At 52.0% G+C, this 21,685-nt stretch carries 14 protein-coding genes; 10 read left to right on the forward strand and 4 right to left on the reverse strand.

All coding sequences use genetic code 11. The features are described 5' to 3' along the window. Positions 1 to 201 precede the first annotated feature (201 nt). From ABXT62_RS08590 to ABXT62_RS08610, 5 genes are all read left to right on the forward strand, one after another. Positions 202 to 1,608 (forward strand): MFS transporter, encoded by a 1,407-nt coding sequence (locus ABXT62_RS08590; protein WP_415354828.1) that lies wholly within the window; start codon positions 202 to 204, stop codon positions 1,606 to 1,608. Between the two features lie 221 nt (positions 1,609 to 1,829). Beyond that, positions 1,830 to 3,929 carry a PQQ-dependent dehydrogenase, methanol/ethanol family gene (locus ABXT62_RS08595; protein ID WP_415354829.1) on the forward strand — a complete coding sequence of 700 codons (2,100 nt, stop codon included), beginning with the start codon at positions 1,830 to 1,832 and terminating at the stop codon, positions 3,927 to 3,929. Further along, positions 3,926 to 5,149 (forward strand): YbfB/YjiJ family MFS transporter, encoded by a 1,224-nt coding sequence (locus ABXT62_RS08600; protein WP_415354830.1) that lies wholly within the window; start codon positions 3,926 to 3,928, stop codon positions 5,147 to 5,149. The genes ABXT62_RS08595 and ABXT62_RS08600 overlap by 4 nt, the downstream gene beginning before the upstream one ends. Positions 5,150 to 5,389: 240 nt before the next feature. Further along, on the forward strand, positions 5,390 to 6,586 hold the full coding sequence (locus ABXT62_RS08605) for an NTP/NDP exchange transporter (RefSeq protein ID WP_415358184.1): 1,197 nt from the start codon (positions 5,390 to 5,392) through the stop codon (positions 6,584 to 6,586). Positions 6,587 to 6,640: 54 nt separating this feature from the next. Further along, positions 6,641 to 7,747, forward strand: coding sequence for a zinc-dependent alcohol dehydrogenase family protein (locus ABXT62_RS08610; RefSeq protein WP_415354831.1), 1,107 nt, complete (start codon positions 6,641 to 6,643; stop codon positions 7,745 to 7,747). A 159-nt stretch (positions 7,748 to 7,906) separates the two neighbouring features. Here ABXT62_RS08610 and ABXT62_RS08615 read toward each other — a convergent pair whose 3' ends face one another. Genes ABXT62_RS08615 through ABXT62_RS08625 form a run of 3 tightly spaced genes read right to left on the reverse strand, consistent with a single transcriptional unit; the run spans position 7,907 to position 12,620 of the window. Then, positions 7,907 to 10,972, reverse strand: a complete 3,066-nt coding sequence (locus ABXT62_RS08615; protein WP_415354832.1) for an efflux RND transporter permease subunit — start codon at positions 10,970 to 10,972, stop codon at positions 7,907 to 7,909. After that, a complete protein-coding gene (locus tag ABXT62_RS08620) occupies positions 10,969 to 12,042 on the reverse strand; it encodes an efflux RND transporter periplasmic adaptor subunit (RefSeq protein ID WP_415354833.1) in 1,074 nt (357 codons plus the stop codon). The genes ABXT62_RS08615 and ABXT62_RS08620 overlap by 4 nt, the downstream gene beginning before the upstream one ends. Next, a complete protein-coding gene (locus ABXT62_RS08625; RefSeq protein WP_415354834.1) occupies positions 12,039 to 12,620 on the reverse strand; it encodes a TetR/AcrR family transcriptional regulator in 582 nt (193 codons plus the stop codon). Before ABXT62_RS08625 ends, ABXT62_RS08620 begins: the two co-directional genes overlap by 4 nt. A 305-nt stretch (positions 12,621 to 12,925) precedes the next feature. On the opposite strand from ABXT62_RS08625, the gene ABXT62_RS08630 reads away from it, so the two are divergent. The 5 genes from ABXT62_RS08630 to ABXT62_RS08650 all read left to right on the forward strand — a co-directional run bounded on the left by ABXT62_RS08630 (position 12,926) and on the right by ABXT62_RS08650 (position 20,695). After that, on the forward strand, positions 12,926 to 14,464 hold the full coding sequence (locus tag ABXT62_RS08630; protein WP_415354835.1) for an arylsulfatase: 1,539 nt from the start codon (positions 12,926 to 12,928) through the stop codon (positions 14,462 to 14,464). A gap of 45 nt (positions 14,465 to 14,509) precedes the next feature. Beyond that, positions 14,510 to 15,340: a phytanoyl-CoA dioxygenase family protein gene (locus tag ABXT62_RS08635; protein WP_415354836.1), complete on the forward strand. Its 831-nt coding sequence runs from the start codon at positions 14,510 to 14,512 to the stop codon at positions 15,338 to 15,340. Between the two features lie 452 nt (positions 15,341 to 15,792). Then, on the forward strand, positions 15,793 to 18,303 hold the full coding sequence (locus ABXT62_RS08640; RefSeq protein ID WP_415354837.1) for a hypothetical protein: 2,511 nt from the start codon (positions 15,793 to 15,795) through the stop codon (positions 18,301 to 18,303). 269 nt (positions 18,304 to 18,572) lie between these two features. Beyond that, entirely contained in the window at positions 18,573 to 19,094 is a 522-nt protein-coding gene (locus tag ABXT62_RS08645; protein WP_415354838.1) for a fasciclin domain-containing protein, read from the forward strand. A gap of 200 nt (positions 19,095 to 19,294) precedes the next feature. Continuing rightward, on the forward strand, positions 19,295 to 20,695 hold the full coding sequence (locus tag ABXT62_RS08650) for a hypothetical protein (RefSeq protein WP_415354840.1): 1,401 nt from the start codon (positions 19,295 to 19,297) through the stop codon (positions 20,693 to 20,695). Between the two features lie 285 nt (positions 20,696 to 20,980). Here ABXT62_RS08650 and ABXT62_RS08655 read toward each other — a convergent pair whose 3' ends face one another. Beyond that, entirely contained in the window at positions 20,981 to 21,454 is a 474-nt protein-coding gene (locus ABXT62_RS08655; protein WP_415354841.1) for a hypothetical protein, read from the reverse strand. Positions 21,455 to 21,685: the final 231 nt, after the last annotated feature.

Raw genomic sequence — 21,685 nt, forward strand, 5'->3', positions numbered from 1 at the left:
CGCAACGATGTTAGAGGCTCTAAGAACCTATTAAAACTCACTGAAGATATTAATTCCGGCTAATCTATGGCACCATCTGCGTCCGTTAATTGACTTTGCAAGAACCTGACGATTATCAACTCATAATAGTCATTCCAGTTCTGGGCCGAGTTTATACACGCCCTCATAGCGCTGCCCAATAAGGATACAGACATCTCAACGGTGACCCTCTCCAACCGGCTCCTTTACAGCTCAGGCGCCATCACCTATGCCTTGAAAGATGCCGCATTCGCCGCTTTTGTCCTGTTTTATTACAAGCAGGTATTGGGACTCAGCGGCACACTCACCGGACTCGCTATTGCGCTGTCAGTTGTGTGGGACGCAATTTCAGATCCAATGGTAGGCGCATGGTCCGACAATTTGCGCACTCGCTGGGGTCGTCGGCATCCTCTTATGGTGGCGTCTGTATTGCCTATCGCACTCGGTTTTATCGCATTATTCGAACCGCCAGAAGCTGTTCTAAGCAGCCAGCGTAGCTTATTCCTGTGGTTATTGGGCAGCGTTATTGTGTTGCGTACCGCCCTAACGTTTTTCATGATCCCTTATCTGGCTCTTGGCGCGGAAATGACCACGGATTATCATGAGCGTACCCGTATTGCCAGTGCTCGAACCAATCTGGGCTGGTTTATGGGCGTTGTCGCAGCCGCCGCGGCGATGTTTTTCATTTTTAATGATAGCGGAGGCCTCGACGGCCGCTTTATTGAGGACAACTATCACCTTTATGGCTGGCTCAGTGGACTTGGCGCGATTATTTTTAGCACTATCTGCATCCAAAGTACCTGGCACTATATTCCGGCGCTAATCGAACGCACCTCAGCTAAGAATGACAATCTTCTGCGTAATATCTTTGCCACTTTTAATAACAAGAACTTTCGCTATCTCGTCTTTCTGGAAACAGCCGTCGGCGGACTGGGAGGTGTTCTCAGCGCCCTGCTCATGGTCAGCTTCACCTATTTCTGGGAACTCGATACGCTGCAAATATCGATACTGTTTGCGGGGCCGCCCATATTAGCCGTCATTATCGTGACCGGCAGTTCACACTTCGTCAACAAGCGGCTGGAAAAACAGCAGCTTTTACAGTTTAGCTGCATAATAGGCGCACTCAACCTGGCATGGCTAACACCTCTAAAATTATTGGGCTGGCTGCCACAGGAAGCGGGAATCGTGTTCGGACTGGTGTTTGTCAACTACGCCATATTTGTCACGATGAGTATTATGCGAACGGTCGCCAATCAGGCCTTGCTGGCAGATATTGCGGATGAACATGAGCTGGCGACAGGGCAGCGACAAGAAGGCGTCATGTTTGCAGCAGCATTTTTTGCGGCTAAATTTTGTGCCGGTTTTGGCTACCTGGTAGCGGGCCCCTTCTTGGATATGATAGGCCTCGCAGCCGGCGCAGTGCCCGGCGAGACGCCCGAAAGCGTTGCGCTAGGGCTCGGTATTGTAATGGGGCCGGGATTGGCACTGATGATGATAGTCCCGATTTGGATGTCATTGAAACTTGATGCCAGTCTGGCCGGGCAATTAGCGGTACAAAAAGCATTGAACGAACGCGCGAAGACAACATGAGTAACAAGGAATTGTGTGATTTCCAAAGCTCCATTTCCCTGATGATTCAAAAAATATATGATGTCTATACATAATTAGTTTGCTGTCCAATACACGACATTTCAGAGTATCGTATTGTTATGATAAGAATTTTTTCCTCCGTCAATTTATCTGCCTTGGTAGTGGTCATGCTGACAGCGTGCACCCCACAGAGCCAAATCGACTCATCCAGATCTGCGGGCATGGCAGCTTCTAGCGCAGCGGCAGTAGACGCTGAGCGTATTGTAAAGGCTGATAACGCACCCGGCGAGTGGATGACTCATGGGCGCACCTACAGCGAACAACGCTACAGCCCGTTGACACAGATTAGCGTCGACAACGTCGCTGAACTTGGCTTAGCTTGGTCTTACGACCTCAACACCAAACGCGGTATCGAAGCGACCTCTCTTATGGTAAATGGGGTTATGTATACGACGTCTGCCTGGAGCATTGTGCATGCGATAGATGCTCGCAATGGTAAGAAACTGTGGACGTTTGACCCGAAAGTGGCCAAGGAAAAATCTAAACATGCCTGCTGCGATGTGGTTAATCGAGGCGTTGCGGTCTGGCAGGGACAAGTCTTTTTCGGTGCATTGGACGGGCGTCTATTCGCCCTCGATGCTGCCACCGGAGACGTTAATTGGCAGGTGCCCACTTTCGACCCAGCGCTGCCTTATACCATCACCGGCGCGCCCCGCGTGATTAAGGGCAAAGTTATGATCGGCAACGGAGGCGCCGAATTTGGTGTGCGAGGCTATATCAGCGCCTACAACGTCGCAGATGGATCCATGGCATGGCGGTTCTACACGGTGCCCGGCGATCCGGCGCTCGGATTTGAAAACGATGCGATGGCACTGGCCGCCACAACATGGAATGGTGAATGGTGGAAGCTTGGGGGTGGGGGCGGCACCGTCTGGGACTCAATGGCTTACGACCCTGAACTGGACCTGCTGTATTTTGGGGTTGGCAATGGGACACCCTGGAATCAGGAAATCCGCTCGCCGGGTGGCGGTGACAACCTCTTCCTGTCATCCATTGTCGCTGTTCGCCCAGACACGGGCGAATACGTGTGGCACTACCAGACTACACCGGGAGAGAGCTGGGATTACACTGCGACACAGCACATTATCCTAGCAGATATTACGCTGCGCGGCAGTGTTCGAAAAATAGTGATGCAGGCACCTAAAAACGGTTTCTTTTATATACTGGACCGTGAAACCGGCGAACTACTGTCGGCCGAGAACTATATTAATATCACCTGGGCAACCCACGTCGACATGGAAACAGGTCGACCCGTGGAAGTGCCTGAAGCACGCTATACCGATGTTCCGTTCATGCTCTATCCGTCTTACCTTGGCGGACACAACTGGCATCCGATGTCCTACAGCCCGGCCACGGGCCTCGTCTATATCCCGGTGCTGGATATCCCTGCAGTGTATGGGCAGCCCGAAAACTTCCAATATAACCCGGGTGTTGCCAACACAGGAACAGACTCGGTGGTGGGCGGCCTACCCGATGATCAAGCCGAACGCGATGCCATCGGCGCATTGGTGCAAGGCCGCTTACTGGCTTGGGACCCCGTACAACAAACAGAAGCATGGCGGGTAGAGCACAAGGGGTCATGGAATGGCGGTGTATTGTCCACAGCGGGCAACCTTGTCTTCCAAGGCACGGCTGACGGCAACCTGGTTGCCTACCGTGCCGACACGGGCGAACAGTTATGGGATTTTTCCACCCAGACCGGCGTGGTGGCACCCCCTATCACCTACGAAATCGACGGGGAGCAATACATTTCAATTAATGTCGGTTGGGGTGGGGCATTTGCACTGGTATTTGGCGAATATGTACAGGCTGAAAGTTTACCCAATGTTAGTCGCGTGCTGACGTTTAAACGGGGAGGCAAAGCCACCCTCCCCGCTGTACCCTGGACACCAACGGTAGTGTTTAATCCGCCAGAATTGAAGGCCAGCGATGCCACACTGCAACTGGGGCATCAGACTTATCAGGATGTCTGCATGGGTTGTCACGGACTCAATGCCGTATCAGGCTTATTGATTCCTGACCTGAGAGGATCGGCTTACCTTTGGGATGAAACAGGCTGGGAGGACGTTGTGCGAGGCGGAAAACTGAAAGACCTGGGCATGGCGTCATTTGCCAATAACATCAGCGCGAAACAAAGCGAGGCTGTTCGGGCCTATGTGATTCAGCAAGCTCAGCGAGCACAGGCGCTGCAAAAAGCCGCCGCCAGCGCGACTGTGACCCAACCTATGACCATAAGCGCTCCCACGCAGGCCACGAAATGAAAACAGCGCTCCCCGGTCCTGTCTATGCAACCGTTTCTGGGTTTTGTTTATTTGCCATATCAATCTGCCTTGCGCGGTTTGCCTACGGGCCTCTAGTCCCTTCGTTGATCGATATGCACTGGGTCACCAAGGCTGAGGCTGGGTATCTGGGGGCGTTTAATGGCCTTGGCTATATTGTCGGTTGCGTGGCAGCACTGTGGCTACCTCGTGTCACGGGTATCCGGTTGCTGATGCGTACCTCGCTGCTGCTCGCGGTGATTGGCTTAGGCATGTGTTTCTGGAACTTTGGCTTTGCGTGGCTAGCTGCGGGACGATCGTTAGCCGGCTTTGCAGCCGCCAGCTTGATGGTTCACACGACAGCGTTAGTGGTGAGAAGTGTCAGTGCTAAGGCAAAAAGCATGTGTCTTGGGTTTGCCGTTAGCGGGGGTGGAATAGCAATCGTCATTATCAGCTTAGTGTTACCCTTTTTTATCGTCAAGGGCCCGAGCGGCGGCTGGTTCGTGGAGGCCGCAATTACGTTTTTGGTCGCTGCAGTTGCTTGGCGTTTTGTTTCGATGGCGCCGCATGAGCGCGAGCCTAGCGCGGATTCAATCCAACCGCTTGCACCCAGGCGGAGGCGTCTGGTGCTATTGATAACAGCGGCCTATACGTTAATGAGCATTGCAGTGGTCCCTCACACGTTATTTTTGGCGGACTATATGCACCGCGATTTAGGACTTAGTATTCGCGATAGCAGCTCGCTCTTTTCAATCCTTGGTGCGGGATGTGCCGTCGGAGCGATTTATGTCGGCCCATTAACCCGGTTAGTCAGCACCCGCTGGGGCTTGTCGATTAACTACATGATGGCGACGGCGGCCATCGCTATGGTCTTGTTGTTCGACTCCGTTATCGTTGTCGCCAGCTCGGCATTTTTGATCGGGGTCTCCCTTTTTGGAGTTGTCGCGCTTTCATCTATCCGCACGCTTGAAATAGTGGGACTGTCTCGGCACGCTCACTTTTGGGGTGGTATGGCGCTGGGTTTCGGTGCGGGCATGGCGGCCGGGAGCTATGCAATGTCCGCATTATTGTCGCGTGGATTTCACTACATTGATCTGTTTCAGATAGCACAAGTCACTGTGATCTGCGCTCTGATAATCCTTCTTTTCGCGCGATGGCGCTACCAGGACCTCGAGAACTTGACTGAAAAAGACAACACCCAAGCCAATCATTTAGCGGTTTAATTTGACTGCTCACAGAATCCGCTACGCGACTGAAAAACTGAATTTTTCGTCACGCACTCCACTTGCGGCCAACCTATTTATTAGATTATTTGAGTCAGGTGAATCGTCCATGACTTTACCAGAACACCTTTAGAGGGCCCATTTGTGCCTAACAGTAGTAACCCGATTAGCAGGTTTCTTAAACGAGTCTCAAGAATTGAAGCTCATGAGGTCAACGCGACCCTCAGCTCCTTTCTTTTTGTGGTTATATTGATGTCGGCGTATTACATCCTACGTCCCGTGCGGGATGCGATGGCCAGTGACTGGTCAGATGCAGAAGTCAGTTGGTTATGGACAATAAATTTCTTTATCAGCACTGCTGTTGTTGCGCTTTATGGTGTTGCCGTATCACGGTTTCGCTTTCAGCTCTTGGTGCCCACGGTGTACGGTTTTTTTGCCCTGACGTTTGTCGTTTTCTATGTGGCCGCGTCAGGCTCTGTCGATCGGATATTAATCGATAAAGCGTTCTATGTCTGGGTCAGCGTGTTTAGTCTGTTACATATTTCAGTGTTCTGGAGCTTTATGTCGGACCTGTTCAACAAAGAACAAGCTGGCAGACTTTTTGGCATCATTGCGGCAGGCGCGAGTGTCGGCGGCCTGATTGGTCCCGCTATACCTTCATTCTTCTCAGAATCTTTAGGCACGGACAACTTGATGTTGATTGCGAGCGGTATGCTGTTGCTGCCAATTCCGATCATCTTCTATTTACAATCGCTGAAGTCTTCAGCGTTACATAATGAGGACTTCATCTCACAAAATGCACCAGCGAAGATTGGGGGCAACCCGTTTGCGGGCTTTAAATTATTTTTTTCAAACCCCTATTTGCTGGCGATCGCTTTATTCATTTTCCTCTATACGGGTATCAGCTCGTTCGTTTACTTTGAGCTAAAGAATCTGCTGGCCGATTTCAGCCGTCCAGAGCGAACAGCTGTGTGGGCGCAGATGGACCTAGCGGTCAACACTCTGTCCATCGCCACGGGGTTATTTGCCACCGGCCGTATTATGAGCAAATTTGGTATGCCAGTGACGATAGCACTCGTTCCAGTGCTTATTTGTATTGGCTTGATTGTGATAGCGATCTCACCCGTCATGGCGGTGGTGGTCGGCTTACAGATATTACGGCGTGCTGGAAACTACGCGGTCACCAGACCTGCTCGCGAAATGCTCTTCACTCGGGTTGACCGGGAAACACGCTTTAAGGCCAAGCCGGTCATTGACATTGTCGCTTATCGGGGGGGAGACACCATTATGGCCTGGTTATTCACCGGGCTCACACAGGGTCTTGGGCTGGGGTTGGCGTCAGTCGCGCTCGTCGGGGCCGGCATAGCTGCCCTGTGGACGCTAGTAGCACTATACCTCGGTCGTTGGTTCGAGCGGGATGACAAGTTCCCCACTTAATCAACGTTTCAAACACGATCCATCATCACGCACATTTATCTTCGGAGCAGCAGTATGAAAATATTTTCTATCGTTTCAATCTTAGCCCTTGTTCTAGGCACAGCGCCTGTTGCTCTGGGGGAAGACAGTAACAGCGCCACATCTCCTGAGGACAGTTCCTCGCTGAAGTATGTCGAATTTAGCCAAATGGGGAATCCCGCAGAAGTGCTGGAAGTCAAAGAAGATAATGCGCGTGCATTACAAAGCGGTGAAGTTAGGGTAAAGGTACTGGCGACACCCATTCACCCCTCAAATTTGCTGCAGATTGCTGGCATGTATGGCATTGCCCCAGTATTACCTTCCACTCCGGGTAGCGAAGGCGTTGGACAAGTCATAGAGACGTCTGCAGAGGTGACGCACCTGGCTGTCGGTCAGCGGGTACTTTTAGTCGGCGGCGGGACTTGGCGCGATCAAATTGTCGCCCCCGCTGCGAGCTTTATCCCCTTGCCGGATCTCGGCACGCCGAGCTCTGAGATGATTGAGCAACTCTCTATGACCGCAGTTAATCCGCTTTCTGCACTCCTGATGCTGACGTCTTTTGTCGATCTCAAAGAAGGTGACTGGCTTGTGCACAGCGCCGCGAACTCCGCTGTCGGGGGATACATTATCCAGCTCGCCAAGCAACGCGGCGTAAAGACGGTGAATGTTGTGCGTCGTGAAGGCTTAGCAGAAGACTTGATGTCAAAAGGTGGCGATGTCGTGTTGATCGACGGTCCCGACCTTGTCGCACAAATCGCCAGTGCTACCGATAACACACCGATTGCACTCGGGATAGATGCTGTGGGCGGCAAAACGTTTACTCGCCTGGCGCAAAGCCTCGGCGATGGAGGTACGCTGGTGTCCTATGGCGTGATGTCTGGAAAGCCGGTGACCTTGAATCCAGCAATGCTGATTTTTAATGACATTCGGATACGTGGTTTTTGGCTATCTAAGTGGTTCGAGACAGCAGCAATGACAGAAAAGCAGGCGGCCTTCGGACAGATAATCCCTCTGGTCATTAGCGGCGCACTCAAGGCGAATGTGGACTCACGTTTTACCGTTAGTGAGATTAAACAGGCGGTCGAACGCGCCGCGCAATCGGGCAGAAATGGCAAGGTTCTTATTGTGCCTGACGGGCAATAGAGGCGCATCCAAGCTTCCCTATTGCGCTGGCCTCCTCGCGACTGCAACACTGATAGAAGCGGGTGAAAGATCCTTATGATCAGGTTTTTTTCAGGGCCAGCGGCGCGGCCGGGGTGCTTGCTCTGATGCAAATATACCGTAAGGCGTTACCCCGGCGCCCTACCCCTCCTGAACAGCTACCACCGATTGGTGTACCAACCACCGATCCATTAATGAATATGCCACGGGTACCACCAGGAGTGTCAACAGTGTGGAGCTTACCACCCCACCGATCACCGCTACCGCCAGCGGGCCGTACTGTCCCGCGCCCTCACCCACCCCAATGGCAGCCGGCAGCATCGCCAGCACAATGGTTAAAGACGTCATTAACACCGGGCGCATGCGGCGCGGACACGCTTCCTGAATAGCCGTTGCAGTATCCATGCCCTGCCTGCGATAACGGTTGATCAAATCTACTAGCAGAATGGAATTTTTTGACACCAAGCCGATCAGCAGTACCAACCCAATCATCGAATAAATATTGAGGGTATGCCCTGCCACCCACAATCCCACTACGCCGCCAACAATGGCCAACGGTTGGGCAAGCATCACCAACACCGGCTGCAGGAAAGAATTGAACTGACTGGCCAGTACCATGTAGATCAGGATGAGGCCGGTCGCGAACACAAATAAAATGGCATTAACTGACTTGCCGAGTTCTTCGGCCTGTCCTGCCAAGGCCACTTGATACCCCGGCGGCAGCAGTTCCTCACCCAGAGCCTTGAACTCATTCACGGCTTGTCCCAAGTCCATCTCCGGGGTCGAGTTAAATTCAGCAGCAAAGGCCAGGTCAAAGCGATTAACAGTAGCCGGACCCAGTGATTCTTTAATCTCGACGACGGAACCCAGGGGCAGCAATTGATTAGCCGGCCCCTGCAGATAGACGTTCTCCAGATCGCGGGTCTGCTGCATGCTGTCACGCCGCGCGGCGAGACGTACATCGTAACGCTCACCATCGCCAGGCAGTGCATTGTACTTGGCAATATCAGCACCGCCTGCGAGTACCCGCACCGTGTCGCCGATCTGCTGGGCACTGATGCCGAGCGCTTGGGCCCGGTTACGGTCAACGTCAAAATATAACTGCGGTCGATCCATATTTAGCTCCATGCGCACATCGCCCATACCCGGTATTCGTTTCATGCGCTGCTCCATTTCGCCGGCAAGCTCCGCTACGCGGTATAAATCTGGCCCGGTAATAAACGCGACAAAAGGCTCGCCGCCAGAACCGAACATAGAGTAGGCGCTGACAAAGCTCTCTACACCTGGCACCCGCCGCACCGCCGTTCGGACCTCGTTCATAATTGTCTGCTGTGACCGATTACGGTTGGCCTGCCCCGTCAGTGAGACATTAAGCGTCGCCTCATTCACCTCACTGCCATGACCGCTACCGACGGTACTCAGTACCCGCTGTACCTCAGGCACATCGGCCAGTATCAATTCAGCCTGATCAATTTTTGTTTCCATGTAGTCAATTGAGGAGCCCAGCGGCGTCTTCAACTTGACGAGGAAACGCGATTCATCATCGCCGGGGAAAAATTCACTGCCAAGCTGTTCCATAAACCACCCGGTGGACAAAACCAGCATCGCAGTAAGCCCCAGCACTATCACGCGATGGTTCAAGCTAAAGCTCAGTAGCCGTCGGTACAGCGCTTCTAGCCCCTGATGGAACCTGGTAATACGCTTTCCCAACCAGCCCGGTTCGCGCGTCTCGCGCTTCAAAAATCGTGCACACAATGCCGGGGTCAAACTCAGTGATACAAACAGCGACGCCACCACACCGACCGACACCACCACTGCAAAGGAGCGCATGAACACACCAATCATGCCTTCCATAAAAACTACCGTGGCAAAAATGCACACCAAGGTTAGGGTGGCTGCCAGTACGGCAAAGACCACTTCATTGGTGCCGTCGATCGCTGCCTGTTCATGGTCCGTTTCACCAGCCTCGATATGGCGGTGAATATTTTCTAGCACCACAATGGCGTCATCGACTACCACCCCGATCAACAACAGCAAACCGCTCAGGGTCATAATGTTGAAGGTATAGCCCCCGAAAAACATCACCACCACTGCACCAGCGAGTGACACCGGTATCGCCGTGGCAATAATCGCGGTGGCCGGCACGTTCAGCAAAAACAACCAGACCACCAGCGCTGCCAGCAGCGTGCCTTCCACAATGTGGTTCTTAAGCGCACTGGCCGTTCCGGAAATAATACTCGAGGCATCGCTGGCCACCATCAGTTCCACGCCATCGGGTAGGGACGGAATAATCACATTGTCCAGACGTCCATTAATTTCATCGACAATCGCCACGGTATTGGCATTCCTAACCTTGCGTACGGCGATCGCCAGCGCGTCCTCGCCGTTGAATCGGGACACACTGCGCTTGTCATCTAAGCCATCACTGATCGTCGCAATGTCTGACAACTTCACCGGCACCTGTTCTCGCCACATCACTACCAGATTAGCCAGCTCCGCTGTGCTGTGAAACTCTAGATCCAAATGCAGCAGTTTTTCCAGCATACCGCCGACAAGATAACCGCCGGGTAATTGCACATGCTCACGGCTAAAAGCCTCCATCACATCCTGGGCGGTGATACCAAGGGCTGCCATCGCAGACAGATCCAGATCGACACGGATCTTTCGTTCACGGCCACCGCCAACGCTCACCCCACCGACGCCATTCACATTTTCCAACTGGCGTTTGATCCGCGTCAGCGCGATCTGGTTCAACTCGCTGAGCGGCCGGTCACCCTTTAGAACCAGCCATACAATAGGTTCGGCATTCATATCCATTTTTGCAACAATGGGCGTATCTGCCTCGCGTGGCAGATCATTCATAACCTGATTCACCTTCGCCTGAACCTCTGTAAAGGCCACGTCCGGGTCCTTGGTGGACATAAATTCAACCATTACCTCTGATACACCCGGAGTAGACACCGACTGAATGTGCTCAATACCTGCAACTGCATTGACCGCCGATTCCAGCACCGAGCTGACGCTGGCATCCATCACTTCCGGACTCGCGCCCGGGTTCACAGTGGTGACGGTAATTAACGGCGGATTAACATTGGGCAGCCTATCCAAGCCGATACCGCGCAGACCGATAAAGCCAAACAACAGCAATGCGGCGCTGAGCATATAGGCGAGTACCCGCCGGCGAACGAATAATTCGATGATGTTCACAGTACAGGTGCATCCACTTCGATATGACTACCGTGACTGAGCAGACCGGCACCTTCAATGACGATCAGGTCGGAGGCGTTAATGCCACTGACAATTTCGACCCATCCTGCCTCGCGCCAACCCGCGGTGATCGGCACCGCACGAGCCTGCTTGCCATCAACCACAAACACCACATCACGGCCATCGCGGATGACAACTGCCATCAGAGGCACTGTGAGAGCTTGCGCACGCCGTTCCACCACCAAGGCAATATCGGCACTGGCACCAGGGAGCCAACCGCCCGGATTATCAAATTCAACGCTGATCTCGACGGCCCGGTTGTGCACATTGATCTGCGGGTTAACCGCCGCCACCTCACCGATGGCCGTGACGCCGGGCGCCGCAGGGGTTGTCAGATACACCTCTTTGCCTACTGCGATCCTGGAAGCGTCATGTTCAGGGAAGCCGATACGGGCACGTAACCGGTCTACACTGACCAAATCGAACAATGGCTGACCGGTGATGACATAATCACCGGGCGAAATATAGCGGCGAGTGATCAGTCCATTCAGCGGCGCCACAATACGCGTTTTCGACTCCATATACTGATGCTGCTCCCACTGTTTATAGGCAATATCACGCTGCGCTGTCAACATTTCCAGTTGCGCCTGCTCATCTTCCAGCTTGTCCCGAGACACCGCCTTGGATTTTGCCAGCCGCAGCAGACGCTTTACTTCGCTGTCCTGGTTCTCAAGCAATACACCGTAGCGCCGAACTTCTGCAGCAGACTTGGCCGACTCGATCGCATGCAAAGTACTGTCCAGAGTGGCGAGTAATTGTCCCACCTCTATCCGGTCACCCTCTCGCACCACAATCTGCTCCACCTGCCCCGACGCTTGTGCCGAGACGGTGGGATCATTGATGCTCTCAACACTGCCTAGTGCCGTTAATACAACATCGATATCGCGCAGCTGCGGGTGCGTCACCACGACTGACGTCACGCTCTCCTGAGACTGCGGCGTCACGTCCGGCTCTGACGCGCCACAGGCAGTGATCAAGACAAACAAGATTAAAGCCGATAGTAACTTCACTGAGTTCGTACTCCATTCAGTAGCAGGGCGACAATATGGTCTGCCAGATACGGTAATTTTTGATGTTTGGCACGTCCGGTATCCAGCTGCGCAGACAACTTTCTGGCTTCAAGATGGTGAAAGATCAGTCCGGTCAGATCGAGCACCATCAGATGGCTGTCCATATGCGGTGCAAGCTGCGCCATCAAGCCGACCAAGAACTGGTGGATCTCGGGAAATGCGCCGTCTGCCAATAGCTTCAAGCGTTTCTGGTCACCATCAAGGAGTTCACGAAAATAGATACGCCGAAATTGGGCTTGTTTATCAAACAACTTAAGCAGACTCGACACCGTAACCGCCAATTGCGCCTCGGGGTCCTCTTGCTGACTGGCTAGGCTCACCAGCTCAGTCGCCTGGCCCTCATAAAGATATTCCACCGCTGCAACATACAGCGCTTCTTTGTTGATAAAGTGATGGTATATCGCGGCCTGAGTGATACCGGCGCTGCGAGAAATCTCGCGCATCGACACAGCGCTGAAACCGCGCTCGGCAAAAAGTTCGGCGGCAATGCCTAGGAGTTTCTTCTGAGTAGGTTCCATTAGTTTTACCAACTAAACGTTCGTTAAGGAGAATAGTGCGTATTCGTTGCTAGGTCAAAGTTTGTCGTAGCTGGAGTCGCTGTTATCGAATAGCTCTTACCACTGTCGGTTGTTAACAGCCCCGGGAATGTCATCACATGGAGTATCCCAGTTACCCAACATTACTGTCGATATAACCAAGGTGGTAAAGAATTGACCCATGAGGCGGCCGTGTTTACGATTAATATGCTGCCGTGCTCTACGCTTTGTCCTCTGTATCCTATACTCTGCCGTGAGACGGGTTTTTTATCCTTGAGGACGCATTAATGAAATTGCAGAATTTAATTCAAGTTGGGCTTGGCGCATTGTTGTGTCTACAGGCTTCCACAGTTCACGCGGAGACCGACAAGCCCAACATACTGGTTATCTGGGGTGATGATATCGGTATTACAAACATTAGTGCATATAGTGATGGCCTGATGGGTTATAAAACCCCGAATATAGATAGCCTGGCAAAAGACGGGATGATGTTTACCGATTATTACGGCGAGCAAAGTTGCACCGCAGGTCGCTCCGCATTCATTACCGGCCAGCACCCGGTGCGGACCGGTTTAACCAAGGTCGGCACGCCTGGCGCTCCCACTGGCCTAAGTCCTGAAGACCCCACCCTCGCGGAGATGCTAAAGCCCCTAGGTTATGCCACAGCACATTTTGGTAAAAACCACTTAGGTGACCGAGATGAATTCTTACCGACGAATCATGGCTTCGATGAATTCTTTGGTAATCTCTACCACTTAAATGCAGAAGAGCTGCCAGAGAGTCCGGATTATCCTCAAGATGCGTGGTTTCAAAAGGGGTTCAACCCACGGGGTGTTATCCACAGCTATGCCGACGGACGCATTGAAGATTCTGGGCCATTGACCCGTAAGCGTATGGAAAATGTGGATGAAGAGTTCGAAGCAGCAGCAATCAAATTTATTGATCAATCGGTGGCCGCAGACAAGCCATTTTTTGTGTGGTTGAACACCACCGGCATGCACTTTTGGACGCATCCAGCGGACAAACACATCGGCAAATCGGGTCAAGGCCCTTACAACGATGTGATGGTGGCGCACGATGAGCTAGTAGGTCGCATGCTTCAGCAGCTCACAGATTTAGGCGTAGAAGATAATACCATTGTGGTGTACAGCACCGACAACGGCCCACACTACAACACATGGCCAGATGCCGCGATTACACCTTTTCGCAGTGAAAAGAACACCAACTGGGAAGGCGGCTATCGTGTGCCGGCATTCGTTAAGTGGCCAGGCGAAATTAAAGGCGGCCAGGTCTCAAATCAAATCATGTCACACCTCGATTGGCTGCCAACCCTGATGGCCGCAGCGGGAGAACCTAATGTCGTCAATGAACTGAAAAAGGGCCACTCATTCGGCGCTAAAAATTATAAAGTCCACTTAGATGGATATAACTTTCTGCCCTACTTGACCGGAAAAACGGCGACCAGCCCACGTGAAGAGTTTTTCTACTTTAGCGATGACGGCCTTTTGGTCGGCACACGAGTAAAAGACTGGAAAGTCGTCTACGCCGAGCAGCGAGCCAAACAATTTCAAGTATGGCGCGAACCGTTTGTGCGCTTGCGCATCCCTAAGTTATTCAACCTGCGCCGTGACCCCTTTGAACGGGCAGACACAGATTCAAACACCTATAACACGTGGTGGGAAAACAACTCGGCCTGGATATTCTATGGCTCGACAAAAGCCTTAAATTTTGCGCAAACTTTTCGCGAATACCCGTCGCGACAACCCCCAAATAGTTTTACCGTTGATGGCGTCGTGGGCGAGTTGACTAAGTTTCAGCGCGAATAGACAGACCAAGCGTCATTTGATCGCAGTGATCGACTATGAGGAACTATGGCAACACCCCAGAGTATTATAAAAGCGATCAATGAACCTTATTCATTAACGTCAGACGACGTTCAGGCGTTTCGCGAAGATGGCTATATTCACTTGGCCGGGGTGTTGCCAGATGCTGTTTTAGAATATTACGAGCCTATTATCTCGAAGATCACCCAAGAGCATGATCCGGCAGCAGGTGTCGCTCTTGAAGACAAAGATCTTTATGGTAAGGCGTTTATTCAGCTGGGCAACCTGTGGCAGCATAACGCGCAGGTGAAGGAATTAGTGTTCTGCAAGCGTCTAGCCCGCTTAGCGTCCGAACTGATCGGAACTCCAAGCGTTAGACTCTACCACGATCAGTCACTCTACAAGGAGCCATCAGGGGGCATTACCCCTTGGCATGTAGATCAGCAATACTGGCCAATGGATTCTCCCAAAAGCGTGACAGCCTGGATCCCCCTGCAGTCCACACCGGTGGAAATGGGCCCGCTGTGCTTTGGTCGTGGTAGCCATCTAAAATACATTGCGCGTGACGTAAAGATTTCTGACGAATCCGAACGCATCATTGCGCAAGCAATCAAAAAAGAAAAGATTATCGAAATTCAAGAGCCCTATGCGCTCGGTGATGTGAGCTTTCACTCCGGATGGACGCTCCATCGTGCTGGCGGCAATGCCACTGAGCAGTCTAGAAAAGCCCACACTGTGATCTACATGGATGAGCAGATGCGTCTTAAGGAAAGGCGTAGTCAAAATCAAGAGAATGACCGCATCAGTTGGTGTGGTGACACTGCGGACGGAGATGTGATTGATGGCCCGCTTACACCGATACTGTATCGAGCTGATTAGGACAACATACTGCTCACATCGGGGAAGGCAACAACACATAGTCTCATCGTAAACGAGTGTCAGGATTCTTTGCACTTCGCCCCGCTTTCCAACCTCGCACGACCTAATCATTCTCTAGCGGCACAGAACCAGCGGATCGCTGAAATCGGCTCGAGAAGAGCACCTGTCGAGGCACTGCTGGCCATTACGATCGCCAAGGTTGCCGCACTGTGCCAAAGGCAGATCAAACGTTTGATATTGCGACACTAAACTTTATAATTTGTGATCCTGCACAGCTCAGTGACGCCGTGCTTTGTGGTAACACCGACGACACTGGTGTTGTAGAAGCAGTTCGCATCTTTGTCGCGTTATTGCGTATACTAAGGCAACGAGGGAATCTTCTTAGATTCTGGAAAGAGGCGAAAGACCTTGCAGGTTAACAATAATCATACGCCTTCACGCGCGAGGCCCGTATGAACCATACCCAGATTTGGTTCCGGCACGCAGTATTACTATCAGTGCTTGCAACGTTGACAGCTTGTGGTGGCGGTGACAGCGACGGTGGCAGCTTCTCAGAGATAGTAAACGCAAGCAGTGTTACCAACCCTGACGACCCTAATGTGGCGTCTCGCATGATGACCTTTTCTGAAGATATCAAACCTATTATGCTGGACAAGTGTATCGGTTGCCACACGGATGGAACTAGCGCATTGGCTCCACTCTCTTTGGAGGGTATTGACCGGGTGAACAGTTTCAAACCTGCAATACAGCACGCCCTAGAAAATGGCAGTATGCCTCCGGAAGGTTCAGTGCAGTTGTCTCCGGGTGAATACAACAAGTTTATGGCTTGGCTGAGCGGGACGCCCTATACACCCAGTGTTGAGTTAGTGCGCGTCGCCCTCATCGAGGCGCGAGCTTGGGATACCACCTCTAAAAATAGAGATGTTTTCCTCAGTCACCGACCAGAGGAAGTGCAGTGTGCGCAGGGTACCGGATGGTTGGTGGAGGAGGACGCGCTAGAGATCCGTACCGCTTCCTGCAATTATCTGTCTCTGACACAACAGAGCTTGCTTAACATGGCATCAGGTACGGTGCTGGAGTTGGCGATGAGCCATAGCGATCTCAATTTTAATGCGCCGTCTAGCGCTCACGTGGCGCTCTCCATAGCTGGCATCACTATTTGGGAAACGACAATCCCAATCCCTAGCCCTGCCGATATTCTCAAAGTGTCTATTACTTTGCCGTTTGCGATCGCTGCGGGAGATTCCATCGATCTACATTTGGACAACCATGGGAGTAACGCTTGGTCGGTGTACTCTCTCGATGCGTTGATTTCTGAAGATATCGATCTGGAGTTTTGCGCTTCTTTCGACAGCACCTGGGAGGCTATTCAAGCCGTTGCTTTCGAGAAGCCGGGTTGCACTAATTCACTGTGCCATGGTGCGGCTGCGGCCGGAGGTCTCGATCTCTCGCCCGATGTTGCCTATAACAATTTGGTCGGAGTAACCTCCGAGAGTTCCAGCCTGCAACGTGTTGCGCCGCGAGAACATGCTGTGAGTTACCTGTATCACAAGCTGGCGGAAAAAACGTTTCCGGGCAACTATGCTATATCGGGTAGTCCCATGCCCGTCGCCGGTCCTGGATTATCTGCCGACGCGTTGAAGGCAATAGTTTTTTGGATAGAGGCCGGTGCGCCTGAAACCGGCTCAGTGGGTGACTCGATCGGCCGGGGCGAGGACGAGATAGAGCGCTTATTGGGTGTTTGTTTGCCAGAAGCAGACCCTGTCAATACTATTGCGCTGCCGCCCCCGGAGCGCGATGTAGGCTTGCAGTTTTCCATGCCACCACATCCGGCCCTTGCAGAGCAGGAAAATGAATGGTGCTTCGCTGTGTATGAAGACTTTCGCGATATTATCCCGCCAGAGTACATGTCGCCTGATCGAGAATTTTTCTATGTCCGCGGTGACGAGGTGCGCGAGGATGGATTCACTCATCACAGTACTTTGCTGTATTCAGGGATTTCCGTTGAAGATATTCACGATCCATCGTTTGGGGAATGGTCGTGTGTCGGCGGATCGAAAGATACACTCGCTTGTGAACCGACAGATGCGCAATCTTGTGATACTGGAAGATGTCGGAGCGAGTTGCAAGACAGTGTTGCCTGTATCGGCTTTGGGCCAGCAGGCGGCCCCATCGCGGGGCTTGGCACGAATGTAGGATCTTATCTGACCCAAGAGGGATTCTTCGAAACCTTTCGTACCTACGGTATTTACTATTGGAACTCTCACTATTTTAACCTGTCCACCAAAGACGGGTCGCACCATGCCTGGCGCAACCTGTTCTACACTAATGATCGTCAGTTTGACGCAGAGTACTTCACCAACAGTTCAAATATCAGCGCAGGCGCCGGAACACCGCCCTTTGAGAACAGGACTGTATGTAGAGACTATGTGTTGGCCGAAGGCGATGGCCTTATCTATTTGTCTTCGCATACGCACAGGCGCGGCAAACACTTTACGGTTTCTATCAAGGGCGGAGAGCAAATTTATGAGTCATTTGCCTACGATGAACCTTTGGACAAACTGTTCAGTCCGCATATGGTTTTCAATTCACCTGATCCAGCAGATCGGACCCTGGAATATTGTTCCACCTACAACAATGGTGTCAATGCGGATGGCTCTTTTAATCTGGATACCGTGACACGTGCATCTTTTCGGCCGGCAAACGCATCAGATTGCCAGCCTATCGCTTGTGTAACAGGTAAAGTGGCGGCCGCCTGTAGTGGCGCCGATGACGATGCGAGCTGCGACTCTGAGCCCGGGTCAAAGGATGGATGGTGCGATGCCTGCGCGATTACCTCGGGTTTAACCAGCGATGACGAAATGTTTGTACTGCTGGGCGCAACGATGTCGGATTATGATGTGATAATGAGTCAGCCGACAACTGCCGGCAGTGATTCATTGTCCGAAAACCCTGAGCAATAAAGGGTCGAAGATCCTGCGTTAGGGCGTTTCACAGACACAAGAATGACGTGCTGACGACTACTCGCCGCTAATGGGGCGATGAGCCGCGAGCGATGTAATTTCCCGCCGCGTATGGCTTGGGAGCCGCCTGAATGTCGCCAGAACGGCTCGAGGCCCTTTAATTGAGTAGCGAGTCAACTGAGGTGGTCCAACTGTATCTTGGGAGCGTAATTACCATTACCACAGCCTACTGTGGGATATAGACCAAACTAAATTTAGAGGGTATAGAAATGAATATTTCCACAAAATTCTTAACGTCAATTGCGCTGTTCAGCGTCCTATCAGGTGCGGCTTTTGTCAATGCCGCTCACCACGAAGAAGGCGAGGCTGCTGCAGCGCCTAATATCGTGGAAGTCGCTGCCAGTAATGACGACTTCACGACTCTGGTAGCTGCAGTTCAGGCTGCTGACTTGGCAGATACACTGTCCGGTGCAGGGCCTTTTACAGTGTTTGCTCCTACCAACGAGGCGTTTGCTAAGTTGCCAGATGGAACCGTAGAAATGCTGCTTTTACCTGAGAATAAAGACAAGCTGGTTGCCATACTGACCTACCATGTAGTGGCCGGTGATGTCTCTGCTGCAGAGGTAGTAGAACTCACAGAAGTGACCACTGTGCAGGGTGGAACAGCCGCCATAGTCGTAGCGGATACTGGCGTTACAATCGATGGCGCTAACGTCATACTCACCGACATTGATGCCTCCAACGGAGTCATTCATGTTATCGATACGGTCATGATGCCGCCTTCTGAGTAACACTTCCAAGTCACAGGCTTCGCCCTAGGCGAAGCCTGTGATCTTACAAGAAGTGTCTAGCATAGGACTAAACCCCGCAGCTTGGTACAGAGGCTTCATCCTAGCTTGCAGGCAAGGATACTCTTCGTGTTAATATAATGTGCAGGCAGATTGCACCCAGATCTGAGTTCTTCATTCTTCTAAACTCGACAATATCCTTCATGTATACACTACTACCTATAGTCCTCGTCGTCATGATCCTGGCCGCCTGCGAAAACAACGATTCAAATGAGAGCACATCGAACCAGGACACTGCAGTATATGCAAATCTTATCCCCGTGCTGTCTGGTGAGATTCCACTAGAAGTCCCATCACCACCGGCCGACATCATCAATGACCCGGTCCTGACACGACCTTTCTTCGACACCTTTTCGTGGCAGTCTTTTATTGCATTATCTTGGCCCGCCACTCCAGTGAATCGTGGCGTCCCCATCGAGCCCAATAGTCCAGACACGTTTCGCCAAACCAACACAAACGCAAGCGACAGTGCCCCGGTTGTCTGGGAAACTTATCGTGAGGGCTTTGAACTATTTCCCCGTGACAACTCTGTGCCACCGGAATGGAATAGCACAGACCCGGTGCAGACGCCGGCGGGGGAAGTCAGTGGCGAACATGTGCTGGCTATGGTCACCAAGGGTGGGATCGTAGGCCAGCAAAATCAAGCCTTTAGCGGTCCACTCATCGACCAGAATAAGAACTACGTGCGGTATGAGGTCCGTATCAACCAGATCCAGTACGACCAGGTACGGAACAACCGCTGGTATGACAAGGCAACAGTAGATTCGGCAATCGCTGATACTGTGGCCGCTCAGATCAACGCAGGCATCAGCCCTCAGCAGGGTATCGAGTTTGACACCAACGCAATGGAAATTAAAGTCGCCTGGCGAATACTAACAGACCAAGACGACCACGATCGTTACTATGTCCGTAAGGCATTAATCTCGGACGAAGATGGTTACAACTATACAACCGCAACAGTGGGCATGGTTGGATTTCATATCATGCAAAAAACCGCGATCTTTCCGCAATGGATCTGGTCCACATTCGAGCAAGTTGATAACGTCTCCGGCCTTCATCCGTCCTTTAACAACGGAACCAACGAACCGCCTAGCCTAATAGATAACGGTCAACCCACGGGCTATAACTACGAGCCCGCTGGCATCGAAACGCCTTTTCCGATCCGCGAATCTCGTGAGCCGGTTCAGGTGACCAGAGCCGTACCCATACCGACCACGCCCAGTGATCCTGAGGGATACTCGACCCAAGAACTGAACAAAAAATACCGTGCACTCTTAAAAGGTACGGTCTGGGAAAATTATAGATTGGTGGTCACCCAGTGGCCGCTAGACCCTAGCTTACGGTCTCCTTATGACCCTGACTTCAACCCCGGAAACTACGAGAACAGCCTAGCAGGCGACCCCTTTCCACAACGTGCGGCTAACGTCACGATGGAAACTTACTTTCAGACGGAAAGCAGCTGTATGGAATGCCACTACCACGCTGCAGCCTACGGGGTCGATTATAGCTGGATTCTCTACGACAGGGTGATCAATACCCAGTGAAGCGATACGGTGACACGGTTACTGTCACGGCTTAGCGATATTACTCATATCTAATCTGACAAATAGCGTTAACGGGCGAACCCCATACGTCTGACAAACTAAAATAACCCAATCGGAGAAATTAAAGGCCACAAAAAACCCGCGCTTGGCGGGCTACATTGTTCTTAAGAAGGCTCAGACTTGACGGAGTTTTGACGTCAACGCTGACTGCAAGTCTGATGACTTCACAGGTTCACTTCACGATAACGTTGGGCGCTCGAAGCCACCTCCTTTCAGTCGTGTGGGTTATTGTCCAAGCCAATAAGTATTGGTGATTTTATAAACGCCGCCTTTCAGCGCCTCGAACTCATAGCTACCGCGTATCCCAGCATACTTCCCTGTGCCCCCAACAATGGCGCCTTCATGCTTATGACCGCCCCCCGCCAATGTCTCGTCGTCCAGTACTATTATGTCCAATTTATAAATACTGCCATCCGGATATACTGACTCTATCATCTGAGACCAGACAGTCTGTTTCTCAGCTTTGTTTACCGAGACAACCGTCGCCTGCGCAAAATACTCGCCTACATCGGGGCCATCAACAGTCGCCTTAAACGTGCCTTGCCTGCTACGTAGATCTCCAATAGAACGCCCTTCGGGATTTACATCCACACTTTGGTGGACAGGCGCATCTGCATATTGAACTAACTGCAGCTGTTCCGCATATGCGATGCTGTTCATTCCAATAAAAAGCAATGTAACAAGTAATATATTTCTCATGACGCGTTCCCTGTGAATTGAGTGAGACAATAAGATGCACTCGAACCAGTAACAAGTCAATAAAAATAGTACTAACGCACGCCGCCCAAATTTTACTGGCGCCGTATTTCCTAGCGCCTGGAATCGTAAAAGTTACGGTGTGAAAGATGCATGGAACCCTGATGTAGACTCACGGCATGCCAATAGCGCTAGTGTTCCTTGCCGTTGCAAGGGATGTTCAAATTGGCGCCA

The sequence above is a fragment of the Halioglobus sp. Uisw_031 genome (assembly GCF_047729875.1).
Classification (GTDB): Bacteria; Pseudomonadota; Gammaproteobacteria; order Pseudomonadales; family Halieaceae; genus Marimicrobium.